This window comes from Pseudomonas artemisiae (assembly GCF_057128685.1).
Window position 1 is genome coordinate 1 of record NZ_JBSKHS010000019.1, and the last position, 13910, is coordinate 13910.

General features: G+C 65.4%; 4 protein-coding genes. All 4 read right to left on the bottom strand.

Annotated features, from left to right (window positions below; genetic code table 11):
• Positions 1-11500, bottom strand: an 11500-nt coding sequence (locus ACWKV4_RS18095) for an amino acid adenylation domain-containing protein (RefSeq protein ID WP_483833488.1), incomplete at its 3' end; no start/stop codon positions are given.
• A gap of 115 nt (positions 11501-11615) precedes the next feature.
• Entirely contained in the window at positions 11616-12593 is a 978-nt protein-coding gene (locus tag ACWKV4_RS18100) for a TauD/TfdA family dioxygenase (protein WP_483833489.1), read from the bottom strand.
• Positions 12594-12607: 14 nt separating this feature from the next.
• Positions 12608-13339 (bottom strand): thioesterase II family protein, encoded by a 732-nt coding sequence (locus ACWKV4_RS18105; protein WP_483833490.1) that lies wholly within the window; start codon positions 13337-13339, stop codon positions 12608-12610.
• A 3-nt stretch (positions 13340-13342) separates the two neighbouring features.
• Entirely contained in the window at positions 13343-13561 is a 219-nt protein-coding gene (locus ACWKV4_RS18110; RefSeq protein WP_483833491.1) for an MbtH family protein, read from the bottom strand.
• Between the last annotated feature and the right edge of the window lie 349 nt (positions 13562-13910).

Sequence of the window (13910 nt, forward strand, 5' to 3'; positions counted from 1 at the left end):
CCTTGGGCTTGCCAGTGGAGCCTGAGGTGTAAATCAGGTAGGCCAGGTTCAGCGGGCTGCCCAGGGACGGCAGGTCGTTGCCGTCCAGCCCTTGCAGCTCGGGCCATTGGCTGTCCAGGCAGAACAGCCGCGCCGTGCTCTGGGGCAGTTGCGCCACCAGGTGCTGCTGGGTCAGCAGCAACCCTACGCCGCTGTCAACCAGCATGTGCTCCAGGCGCTCATGGGGGTAATCAGGGTCCAGTGGCACATAGGCACCGCCGGCCTTGATCACGGCCAACAGGGCCACTACCAGCTCCAGGGAGCGCTCGGCGCACACCCCCACCAGCACGTCCGGGCCTACGCCCTGCTGGCGCAGCCAGCGGGCCAGTTGGTTGGCGCGGCCGTTGAGCTGGGCGTAGGTCCACTGGTGTTCACCGAAGCGCACGGCCAGTGCATCAGGCGAAGCCGAAACCTGGCGCTCGATCAGCTGTTGTAGCTGCACGTGATCCGGGAAAGCCGTAGCAGTGTTGTTCCAGCCTTGCAGCAACTGTTCACGCTCGCCTGCCGCCAACATCGGCACCTGCGCCAGGAGCCGCTCGGCACCTTGGCACAGTTCGAGCAGCAGGTGCTCAAAGTGCTCGCGCAGGCGCTCTACCTGGCTGGCGCAAAAGCGCTCTGCCCGGTAGCCGTAACGTACCTCCAGGCACTCACCTGCACTGGCGACCAGGGTCAGCGCGTAATGAGTGGCATCCACCGGTTGATGGCCGAGGATGCGCAAGCCATGGGTGCCTTGGCCGGTTTGCGTCAAGGCGGCATCCATGGGGAAGTTTTCAAACACCAGAATGCTGTCGAACAGGGCCTGGCCGCCACGGCCGGCCCACCGCTGGATATCGTACAGCGGGCTGTGCTCGAATTCGCGCACCTCCAGGTTGTAGGCCTGCAACTCGCGTAACCAGCCGCCTACCGGCTGAGCCGGCGCGGGCTGCCACATGATGGGCAAGGTGTTGATAAACAGCCCAAGCATGTCTTCAGCCCCCGGCAGGCCCGCCGGGCGCCCTGCCACCGTGGCGCCAAAGGCGACCTGGGACTGCCCGGTGTAACGCTGCAGCAACACCAGCCACGCACCTTGCAACAGCGTGTTGAGGGTCACCCGCTGCTGCTGCGCAAACTGCTGCAAACGCTGGCTGGCAGGAGCGCTAAAGCGGCTGCGCACCTCCCTTAAAGGTTCAGGTGCATAGGTGCCGGCGCAGGCGTTGGCCAACAGGGTCGGCTCCTCGAAACTGCCCAGGCGTTCGCGCCAGAAGCGCTCGCCCAGGCCAGCCTCCTGGCCTTGCAGCCAGGCAATGTAATCCCGATAGCGCCCGCCCACGGCAGGCAAGATATCGCCGTTGTAGGCAGCCAGCACCTCGCCGATCAGCCGCGCGCTGCTCCAGCCGTCCAGCAGCAGGTGATGGCAGGTCCACAGCAGGTGGAAGCGCCGCTCCCCCAGGCGTACCAAGGTCAGGCGCTGCAATGGCGGGCGCGCCAGATCGAAGCCGCGTTGCCGTTCGCTATCTGCCAGGGCGTCGAGGGCGGCAGGGCCATGGCCGCCCTCACGCCAATCCACGCAGGCCACGGGCAGTTCGGCCTCACGCAGCACGAATTGCAGTGGCTGTTCCAGCCCTTCGGTGAGAAAGCCGCTACGCAGCGTGGCGTGGCGCATCACCACGCGCTGCCAAGCAGCGATGAAAGCCACCTCGTCCAGGTTGTCCAGGTCCACCCGCAACTGGTTGACGTAAAGCCCGGTTCCTGGCCCGTCCAAGGCATGGAATAACATACCCTGTTGCATCGGCGCCAAGGGATACAGGTCTTCTAGCTGCGCCACTGCCACCGGCAGCGCGTCCAGCGCAGGTTGGTCCAGGCCAGCCAAGGGGAAATCGCTGGGCGTCAGTGCGGGCTGCGCGTGTAAACAATGTTGAACCAGCCCCTGCAGTTCCTCCCACAGCAGGCCCATCAGCTGATCGATGGCCTGGGTTTCGAACATCGCCTGGCTGTAGTGCAGTTCAAGCCGCAGGCAGCCGCCGAGTACCTTACCGTTGAACGTCAGCCAGTTGCCCAACCGGGCATGGTCGGCATGGGTACGGCCCACCGACTCACTGGCGGCCACAAAGGCTGAATCGGCGAATTGCTGGTCGAACTGCCCCAGGTAATTGAAGGTCACCCGTGGTGGCGTGAGGGTGTGCAGGGCCGTGCCCAAGGGGCTGAGGTAGCGCAGCACACCGTAACCGATGCCTGCGCTTGGCACGCCACGCAACTGCTCTTTGATCGCCTTGAGCGAAGCACCCAGGTCTGCCTGGGGCGACAGGCGCACCGGGTAGAGGCAGGTGAACCACCCTACGCTGCGGCTCAGGTCCAACGGCGCGGCCTCGTCGAAGGCATCCCGGCCGTGGCCTTCGAGCTCCACCAGCGCGTGTTCGCTACCGGCCCAGCTGCATAGCGCCCGGGCCAGGGCCGTGAGCAGCACATCGTTGATCTGGGTGCGGTACGCCTGCTGCGCTGGCCCCAGCAGTTGGCGGGTGGTCTCGGCATCCAGACTCAGGCCCGAGCGTGCCGCCTGGCGCCAGGTGGCGGGCGCCTCGGGGCGGGCCTGGGGCAGCGCTGGCGGGTCCTGCAGCTGGGCTTGCCAATAGGCGAGTTGGGCGTGCAACCGGGGGCTGTCGGCCCACGCCAGTTGACGCCACGCCCACGCCTGGTAGCTGTCGGTCTTGGCCATCACGGGCACCGCACGGCCGGCGCACAGATTGTGGTAGGCGCGCTCTAGGTCTTCTAACAGTATGCGCCAGGACACACCGTCCACCGCCAGGTGATGAACAACCAACAGCAGGCGCTCGCTGCCATCGGCCAGGTGAACATGCACAGCCCGCAACAGCTGGCCAGCGCTTGGGTTCAGGCTGCGCTGGGCCTCGTCGCACAGCCGCTCCAGCACCTGTACGTCTGGGGCTCGGCGCCGCCACATCAGGGTGAGGTCCAGTACGCCTGGCTCGGCATAGGCCTGGCGCACGGGGCTGGCCTGGGTGTCGAACCGCAGACGCAGGCTATCGTGCTGGGCAAGCAACGCATGCAGCGCGCGCAACATGGCGTCCAGGTCCAAGGGGGCTTTGGGCCGCAGCATGACCGCCTGGTTCCAGTGATTGCGCTGGTCGCTGCTCACCCGCTCGAAGAACCGGGCCTGCACCGGGCTCAAGGGCAAACTGCCGCTGACCGCGACGGGCGCCGCTGGTGTTGCGGCTGGCGTGGCCGGGGCACGGCTCTCTAGCCACTGGGCAAGCGCGCGCACGCTTTGCCGCTCGAACAACTGTTTGGGGCTAAGCTTGTAGCCGAGCTTGCGGATGCGGGAAATAATCTGAAGGCTGAGTATCGAATCGCCCCCCAGCTCGAAGTAGTTGTCTTCTGGGCGAACGGCGCTGACCTTCAACACCGCCTGCCAGATCTCGGCCAGTTGGCGTTCCAGCTCGCTCATTTCAGGTTGCGTTCTAGGGGCAACCGGCGCCGCCGGGCCACGGGGCAGCGCCTTGCGGTCTACCTTGCCATTGGCGGTCAGGGGCAAGCTGGGCAACAGGGTCAATTGGGCAGGCACCATGTAGTCCGGCACCTGCGCAGCCAACGCCTGGCGCAAGCTGTCAGCCGTACCCCCGTCGCACACACACCAGGCCAGCAACCGCACCGGCCCGCCGGCCTCACCTTCGGCCAGCACCACTGCGGCGCTCACGCCCGGCAACGCCTTCAACGCCTGGGTGATTTCCCCCAACTCCACCCGGTAGCCGCGAATTTTGACCTGCTCATCCAGGCGGCCAAGGAATTCAACAGCGCCATCAGCACGCAGGCGCACACGGTCGCCTGTGCGGTACACCCGCTCGCCATCGATTTCGATAAAGCGCTCGGCGGTCAAACCTGGCTCGCCCAGGTAGCCGCTGGCCAACCCCGCCCCACCGATCAACAACTCGCCTGGCACCCCCACCGGCACCGCATTGCAATAGTCGTCGACTACCCGCACCTGGCAGTTGGGCAAAGGCCGACCGATTGCCAGCGTGGTTGGGGGCAGCTCGGCCTCGGGCGCCAGCTCGTACGTCAGTACACCCACCGTCGCCTCGCTGGGCCCGTAGTGGTTGACGATTCGACACGCCGGCGCCAATTGACGAACCTGGCGCACCAGTTGCCGATCACAGGCTTCGCCGCCCACGACCAGCACCTCTCGGGGCAGCAAGCGTGCCTCGGGCAGCGCAGCCAGCAGGCCACTCAAATGCCCCGGGACGATCTTCAGCACGTCCACCTCATGGGCTTGCATAAAGCGCGCGAAAGCCTCGGCATCGGCTGTGTCATCCTGGCTGGCCAGGCACAGGCGCGCCCCGCTCACCAGCGCGCCGAACAGCGTGGTATTGCCCAGGTCCGCGGCCACCGAGGACACCATGGCCATGCCCTGGCCAGGGCGCAGGCCCAGCCGGGCCTGAACCCCCTGAGCATAGTTAGCCAGCGCACCCTGGCTGACCACTACCCCCTTGGGCTGGCCGGTGGAGCCAGAGGTGAAGACCACGTAGGCCGCCTGGGCCGGGTCAGAAGCCAGCGGCAATGGGCTGTCGAGGAGCCCTGCCTCGCTATCGGCCGCCACCAGCAGCGCCGCCTCGCCGAAGGCCTCCTGCCAAATGGCATCCCCTACCAGTACGGCGCGGGCACTGCTCTGCTCGACAATGCGCTTCAAGCGCGGCAACGGCTGCGTTGGGTCCAAGGCCACATAGGCAGCCCCGGCCTTCATGATGCCCATCAGCATGGTCACCCACCGGCTGCTGCGGGGCTGACACAGCGCCACCGCGTCGCCTGGTTCAATGCCGGTGGCTCGCAGGCGGCGCGCCAGGCGATTGCTGCTGGCGTCCAACTGTGCGTAGCTCAGCATTGCATCCCAGGCGTGAACCGCAACGGCATGCGGGCGGCATGCCACCTGGGCTGCGAACGCGCCTAGCACATGGTTGAAAGGCCACTGCCGCTGCTCGCCCTGCAACCGTGCGGCGTTGTGTTCCGTTGCCAAGGGCACCTGGGACAGTACCCGGCCCGGAGCGGCGCAAAGCCGGTCAAGCAACTGGCCGAAGGTCTGCGCCATGGCGGCCACGCTTGCCGCCTCGAACAGGTCGGTCGCGTACACAAAGCTTCCCCGCAGCACGCCGCCTGGCCCTTCGGCCATGTCCAGCGCCAGGTCGAAGCGGGCGCCGTACTGCTCCTCGCTGAACAGCTCCAGGCGCAGGTCGCCCGCATCGGGCAAGGTGCTCACATCGAAGCCGAAGTTGAACTTCACTTGCACCAGCGGGTTGTAGGCCAGGCAGCGTTCGGGTTGCAAGGCTTCCACCAACTGCTCGAAAGGCAGGTCTTGGTTGGCCTGGGCACCGAGCGCCAATTGCCGAACCTGCCCAAGCAGGTGGGTGAAATCGGCGTTATCGTCGATTTCAAAGGGCATGACCTGGGTGTTGACGAAAAAGCCGATCAGCCCCTCGGTTTCCAGCTGCTGGCGGCTGGCAACGGGCACAGCGATGCGCAGCGTGCGTTGGCCACTGTAGCCGCGCAACAACAGGGCGTAGGCGGCCAGCAGGAGCATGAACAAGGTGACGTCATTGGCCCGGGCCAAGGCCTTTAGCCGAGCGGCCTGAGCGCTGTCTAGCTCGAAGCCCAGGCTGGCGCCCCGGTAGCTTTGCACCGGTGGCCGGGGCCTGTCAGTGGACAGCTCAAGCACGCGGTGGTCATGGCCCAGGCGCGCTGTCCACCAGGCGAGCTGGCGCTCACCCTCGGGGCCGGCCAATAGCTCGCGCTGCCACTGTGCATAGTCTGCGTACTGCACCGGTAGCGGCGCCAGTACAGGGTCGCGCTGGTCGATACAGGCGCTATACAACTCACTGAACTCGGCCACCAGCACGCGGATGGACCAGCCATCTGACACCATGTGGTGCAGGGTGAGTAACAACACATGGTGGTCGCAGGCCAGGCGGATCAGGGTCAGGCGCAGCAACGGCCCCTGGCGCAGGTCGAACGGTTGCAAGGCCTCGGTGGCGGCTAGCTGGCGCGCCTGCGCTTCATTGTTGGCCACGCTGCTAAGGTCGTACTCCATCAATGGCAGGGGCCGCGCTGGGTCGATCACCTGGAAGGGGTGCCCGTCGGTGTCATCGAAGCGGGTACGCAAGGTTTCGTGACGCTGCACTAGCGTATCGAAGGCATGACGCAGCGCGGCCAGGTTCAACGGGCCACGCAGGCGCAGGGCGCCTGGTACATTGTAGGCGGCGCTGTCTGGCTCCATCTGCCAGAAGAACCACAGGCGGCTTTGGGCCGCGGACAGCGGCAGAACACCCTCGCGGGGCAGGGCCCGTAGCCCTGCACCGGTCGCAACCGCTGGCGGGTGTAACCTGGCCAAGCGCTCGGCGAAAGGTTCCAGCCCGGAAGCCTCGAACACATTGCGCAGGGGGCAGTCCAGCCCAAGGTCCCGCTTGATGCGCGAAACCACCTGCGTGGCCAACAGCGAGTGCCCGCCCAGCTCGAAAAAGTCATCCTGGCGGCCGACCCGCGCCACCCCAAGCACTTCGGCCCAGATGGCCGCGACTTGCGCCTCGATACCCTCTTTGGGCGCTTCAAAGCCAGCCTGCTGGGGCGCTGGCAGCGGCAATGCAGTGCGGTCGAGCTTACCGTTGAGGTTAAGCGGCAACCGGTCGAGCAGCAACACGTGCGCAGGGACCATGTACTCCGGCATCTGCTCGCGCAGTGCCGCTTTGAGGCTTGCAGCGTTTAGCTGCCGCCCCGGCCTGGCCACCACATAGCCTATCAATTGCAGGCCTTGGGCGGTTTCACGGGCGCAGACCGCTGCCCCGTGAACATCGGGCATGGCTTGCAGGTGCGCTTCGACCTCGCCGGGCTCGATGCGGAACCCGCGGATTTTCACTTGCTGATCAACCCTGCCCAGGTAGTCCAGGGCGTTGTCCTCACGGCGACGAACACGGTCACCGGTACGGTACAAGCGCCCGCCCGCCTCATCGAAGGGGTCGGCGACAAAGCGTTCGCAGGTCAAGGCCGCGCGCTGATGGTAACCACGAGCCAACCCCGGCCCGCCAATGTACAGCTCGCCCGCCACACCCCGTGGCAAGGGCTGCAAGTGATCGTCGAGCACATACAGGCGGCGCGCTCCGACCACATGGCCAATGGGCGCATAGGCCGCGCCGCAGTGGGCGCTGGCATCGGCTTTCCACAACAGCGGCGTGACCACGGTTTCAGTGGGGCCGTAGCCGTTGATCAAATGCTCCGGCTGCAAGTGCCGCCGCGCCAGCTCAAAACTCGCCTCAGGTACCGCATCGCCCCCGAAACAGTAGATCCGCATGCTCGGCGCGGGGCCTTCAATGGCGGCCTGCTCAGCCAGTTGCAGCAGGTACGCCGGTGGGAAGGCGGCCACGGTCACCCGGTGTTGGCGCAGTTGCCCAAGGGCCTGCTCGGCGGTCCAGAGATCGTCACCACGAATCAGCACGCTGGCGCCGTGGGACAGCGCGGTCAACCAGCGCTCGTGGGCCCCATCGAAGGCGAACGACATAAAGATCAGCTCGCGATCAGCCTCGCTCATCCCATAGCGCTGGCCGATGGCCTGGCAGTGCATGGCGATCTCGCCCTGGGCGACGGCAACGCCCTTGGGCTGGCCGGTAGAGCCTGAGGTGTAGATCACATAAGCCAGATTGTCCGCTAGCACGCGCACAGCCGGGCGTTCGGCCGATTCATGGGCCATGTCCAAAGTGTCGACTGTGATCAGGCGAGTGCTAGGGTGTGCGGGCAAGCGCTCGCACAGGCTGCTGTGGGTCAGCGTAAGGCCGATGCCGGCATCCTGCATCAACCACGCCAGCCGCTCGGCGGGATAGTCGACATCCAGGGGGACGTAGGCGCCGCCTGCCTTCATGACCGCGAGCAACGCCAGGGGTATGCCCACGCCCCGTGGCAAGGCCACCCCCACGCGCACTTCGGGGCCTACACCCTGAGCGATCAGGTAATGGGCCAGGCGATTGGCCCCTGCCTCAAGCTCGGCAAAGCTCAGTTGCCGCTGTGGGTCGATCAGCGCCGGCCGCTCGCCCAGGGCGGTGCAGCGCTCGGCGATACGCTCGCTCAAGGGGGTGAAGGGCAGCACGGGCAGTGCGCTGGTTTCGCGCCATTCGCCCTCCGGCAGCCATGCCGAGGCCGGCACCGGTTCATTGGCTGGCAGCCGTACCATTGCCTGCAACAAACGCCGGAAGTTATCGACCAGGCGCCGCATGCCGCCCTCGGCATAGCCTTCACCGGGGTAGCAGAAGCTAAGCCGCAGGCCGTCCGGGCGTTCCCGCACCCGCAGCACCAGCTCGAACGGGGTGTGTAGGTCGAGCTGCGCCATTGCCTCGACCTGCAACCCGCCCAGCGGCTCCAGGGCAGGTTGCACCTGATAATCGAAGGCCACCTGGCACAAGGGGTGGTGGCCGTCGCCGCGTTGGGGTTGCAGCACTTCCACCAATTGCTCGAAGGGCACCGCCTGATGGGCCTGCGCTTGCAACAAGCTGTCGCGTACCTGGGCCAGCAAGGCGGCCAGCGTTTGCCCCGCGGGCAGTTCGCAACGCAGCACCAGCAGGTTAACGAAGAACCCTACCAGCGCCTGGCTGCCCAGGCTGTCGCGCCCGGCATGGGTCAGGCCCACACGCAGGTCGTGGGTGGCGGTATAGCGCTGCAGCAACAGGTTGAAGGCCGCCAGTAAAAGCATGGCAGGGGTCACGCCATGGTCCAGCGCCAACCGCCGAACTTGCGCGCTGAGTTCTGCCCCCAACGGCGCCTCCACGAACGCCGCGCGGCGGCTGCGTTCAGGCTGCCACGGTTGCGCGAAGGGCAGCTCCAGCGGCACATGGTGGGTGCCCAGGCGGGCCTTCCACCACTGTAGCTGACGCTCGCCCTCCCCTGGCGGCAGGGCCTGGTGCTGAGCATCGGTGACCTCGTTGTAGCGGTGCGCCAGAGGCGCCAACTCAGCCTCCCGACCGGCCATCCAGGCCACGTAACAGGCGGTAAATTCCCTGAGCAGCAGGGCCAGCGACCAGCCATCGGCCACGATGTGGTGCACGCACAACAGCAATTGAGCACGGCCCTCGGTCAGCCGCTGAAGCCTCAGCCGCAGCAGTGGCCCTGCGTTAAGGTCGAAGGGCTGCGCCATAAAGCGCTCGGCATCGGCGCTGGCTTCGCGCTCCATGGCCTGCTGGCCAAGGGTGCTCAGGTCCACTTCGGTCAGCGGCACCGGGCCCGCTGGCCCATGGCGCACCTGCACCTGACCCTCCGCCAGCTCGGTGAACTGGCTACGCAACACTTCATGACGCCGCAGCAGCGTGGTGAAGGCCTGCTGAACGCCTTCCGGGGCCAGCGCGCCATTTAAGCGCAGCCGGCCGCCAATGTTGTACAGGGCGCTGAGCGGTTCGAGCTTCCACAGGAACCACAGCCGCCGCTGGGCCGCCGAGAGCCGCAGCGGGCCTTGGGGTTCGGATAGCGGCAAAGTAGGCTCGGCGTGCTGCGGTAGGCGCTCAACAGCCGCAGTGAATTCGGCTAGTTGCGGGGCTTCAAACAACAGCCGCGGCTCGACAACCCGCCCCTCCTGCTCACGCACGCGCGCCAGCAGTTGCATGGCCTTGATGGAGTTGCCACCCAGGGCAAAGAAATTCGCCTCCTTTAACGCTACGGGTTGTTCCAGTACCTGCGCCCAGAGGTTGGCCATTTTCTGCTCGCCCGCCGTCAGGGGCATAGGGCTGATCGACGCTTCGGCCAGCGCCTGGCCACCGGCCTGCACGGCGTAACTGGCCACGCTGCCATCGGCCAGCCCCTGGCGGCAGGCGGAGCGCTGCAGCTTGCCACTGGACGTCTTTGGCAGTGCGCCAGGCTCCAGCAACGCGATCAACGCGGGGGCTTCCTGGAACCGCTCCGCCACCGCTGCGCTGATGGCGTCAATCAGGGCCTGGGCCGACACCAGCTTGCGCACGCTACGGCTGATCTCGGCGGCGATGCCAATGCCTTCGCAGCCATCGTGCTCCACGGCAAAGGCCGCCACCCGGCCTTTGCGTACTACATCCACCTCTTCTTCGACACACCGTTCCAGGTCCTGGGGGTACAGGTTCTGGCCGCGGATGATGATCATGTCCTTCAAGCGCCCGGTGATAAACAACTCTCCTTCGCGCACAAAGCCTAGGTCCCCCGTACGCAGCCACACACGGCCATCGCGTTCGATAAAGCTGTTGGCGGTCGCCTCGGCATTACGCCAGTAGCCGCTGGCCACGCTAGGGCCGCTGCTCCAGATTTCTCCTACCCGGCCCTCGGGCACCGGTTCCGTGGTGGCCGGGTCCACCAGGATCACCGGGTGGTCGGGTTGAGCCCAGCCGCAGCTGACCACGTGGCTACCTTCCCCCGGCCGCCCTTCATTTTCAGCCAGGGCGTGAGTGTCCACACTTAACTGAGCAATGCCTTCACCCCGGCGGCTGCCGCTGACGAACAGCGTGGCTTCGGCCAACCCGTAGCTGGCGAACCAGGCGCGCTCGTCGAAACCGGCCTGAGCGAATTGGCGGGCGAACCGTTCTAGCGTGTCGGGGCGGATCGGCTCGGAGCCCGAATAGGCCAAGCGCCAGCGGCTCAGGTCAAGGTGCTCGGTGGCCGATGCCTTCATCCGCTCGCAACACAGCCGGTAGGCGAAGTCCGGGCCGCCGCTGATAGTCGCGCGGTAGGTGCTGATGGCTTCCAACCAGCGCTGTGGCCGTTCGAGGAAGTAGCGCGGCGACATCAAGATGCAGGGAATGCCGCTGTAGATCGGTTGCAACAGCCCGCCGATCAGCCCCATGTCATGGAACAGCGGCAGCCAACTGACCATGATGTCGTCATCGGTGATGGACAACCCCTGGCGAATCAGCCGCTCGTTGGCCAGCAGATTGGCTTGGGTGACCTGCACGCCCTTGGGGGTGGCGGTTGACCCGGAGGTGTACTGCAAGAACGCAATGTCATGGCCCTGGAGAGCCGGCATCTGCCATTGCTCGGCCAGCGTTTGCGCTACCTGGTCAACGGCCAGCAGCACTGGCGACTCACCTTGGCTACGCGCGCAACCGGGGCGCAGCGCTTCGATGAGGCTAGCGTCGGTCAATACCAGGCTGGGTTCGGCGTCTTCGAGGATGGCCTTCAGGCGCGTCAGGTGTTGCGGGCGTACCGATTCCGGCGGGTAGGCCGGCACGGCGATGATGTTGGCATACAGGCAGGCGAAGAACGCCGTGATGTAATCCGGGCCGCTGGGCAGCAACAGCACGGCCCGGTCCCCCTCGCTGGCCTGGGCACGCATCTGTACCGCGAGGGCGCGAGCGCGGGTATCGAGGGTTGCGTAGCTCATGGGCTGGTCGACACCTTCGGCAATGAAGCGCAAGGCAATCTTGTCGGGCGCTTGGCGCGCACGCAGTTGCAACACCTCAACCAGGTTGGCGGCTTCGTAGGGGTCGTTCATGGCATCACCTGTATGGCGTCGGGCAGCAGCGCGCCCGGCGGGCAGTTCGAAATAAAGAAAAAAGTGGCTACACCGCTGGCACCGGCCGGGCAGTGGCAATCAGAGGCGGGCGACGCTAAAGGGGCTGATAACCCTCGGCCATGGCCACCACGACCTTGCGTGGCCCACTGAAGGGTTCACGGGCGTGAGCGGCGAGCATGTTGTCCAGCATCAGCACATCACCGCTGTACCAAGGGAACACCACTTTGGTTTGCGCCAGCACGTCCCGTACCTCATCCAGCAGCCCGCTTTCGATAGGGCTGCCGTCGCCGTAATAGACGTTGCGTGGCAGATCCTCTTCGTCCACGACCTCCAGCAGGCTGTCGCGCACTTCCATCGGCAGGTTGGAAACATGGAACAAATGCGCCTGGTTGAACCAGACCCACTCGGCCGTGCGAGGGTGCTGGGCCACCGACTGGCACCGCTCGCGGGTGCGTAGCTCACCATCCTCTTTCCATTGGCAGTCGATCCCGCGCTGACGGCAGTAGGCTTCCACCTGCCGCGGGTCCTCGGTGTTGAAGACCTGCTCCCAGGCCACGTCCAGGCCATTACCGAAGTTGCGCACGTACATCAGCCCGCGCTCGGCAAAGCGTTCACGGATCGCCACTGGCATGCGGCGGTACACTTCCCGGCTGTCGGCAATGGGCGTTTCACCGCCCACCTGGGCCGCCTGCACGCAATAGAACCAGATCTTCATCGGCCACTCGCGGGTGTAGGCCTGCTCGTTATGCAAGGGAATGTGCTGGTGGGCGGGGTACTCGGTGGAGGTGTATACACCCGCGGTTACATTGCTGCGGGGCGTGGAGCCAAACTCATAATTAAGCAACGGATGACCAAAGCCCGCGGCAAATGCCCGAAAGCGCTCGGCGCCCCCGACCTCAAACCCTCGCAGCAACAGCCCGCCGCAGCGTTCCAGGCGCTCCGCGCTTAGCAGACGCAACTCGGCCAGTGCGTCCTGCAGGTCGATACCCTCGGCCCGGGCCTGCACCAACAGCGGCAGATCACCGCGTACCCCGGGCAGGGTTTCAAAGGTAAACAGCTCACTGGAGCCCATCGCGCATCCTCCGCTCAAGCCGTGACCGGCTGCATTGACCCGACCGGCTGCAGGTGCTCGACGATCCGTGCGAGCAGGTGCGGTTCATGGTCATTGATAAAGAAATGGTCCCCGTCGAACATATCGAGGGAGAAGCCCGCACGGGTTTCGTCCTGCCAGGCCGACAAGGCTTCCACCGACACGCGATCCCGCCTACCGCCGAACACATGGATAGGGCTTTGAAGGCAGGCACGGCGGTCATAGCGATAGCGGCCGCACATAAGGAAATCCGCCCGCACGATCGGCAACGTCAGTTGGAGCATTTCAGCGTCCGCGAACACGGCGTCCTGGGTGCCGCCCAACTGACGTAAACGGGCCAGCAGTTGCGCGTCGCTTTGCGCGGTTTGCAGCTCGGTGTGGTACTGACGCTGCGAAGGCGCCGGCGCCCCGGACACCAACAGCGCACGGGCGCCAGGCGCACCCTGGCAGCGCAAGGCGTGAGCCAGCTCGAAGGCTACCAGGGCACCCAGGCTGTGGCCGAACAGTGCGAACGGCCGGTCAAGCTGCCCGCTCAGCTCGGTGGCCAGCTGTGCCGCCAGGGCCGGTATATCCGTTTGCAGCGGCTCGTTGAAGCGCCGGCCCCGGCCGGGCAGTTCCAAGGGGCACAGGTCGAGCCAGGCCGGCAAGGTGCGGCGCCAGCGCGAATACACCATGGCGCTGGCCCCTGAATAAGGCAGGCAGAACAATCGCAACGCCTCAGGCTGCATGGCTTACTCTACCCCTGCCTGGCTATCCATCTGCTGGCGCAGGCTCAAGGGGCGCATGTCTGTCCATACCTGCTCTACATAGGCAAGGCACTGCGCCTTATCGCCCTGGGTACCGGTTTCCCGCCAGCCAGCGGGCACCGTTTTATAGTCAGGCCAGAGGGAATACTGCTCTTGATCATTGACCAGTACCTTGTACACCGCATCGTCGCGATCGAATGCCATAAAGCGCTCTCTTTTGTCGCCAGTAAAGGGAACGGCAAAAGGCTTTCCACTGCCGCCTTTTGCTTGATTGCCAATAAGACGAGAGAGAAATGAGAATCTTTATGATTTAGCTGCGTTTTAGTGAAATCGCGAGCGGGGTACTGGCGCCGGCGCGGCTCAACGCTCTGCGGAGCGCTGTAGCGTTCAGTGCATAAAGCCGGAGATTTCCTGACAAAGCCGTTGTCGAGTACGCAACCCTCCAGGTAGAGATTCCGCACAGGTTGATCCCGCAACCCCCCTATGGGTCTTACGAAGACGGGGGTCCTGTAAAAGGCCTTTCCGTGGCTAAGGGGAAAATTAAGCATTTTAC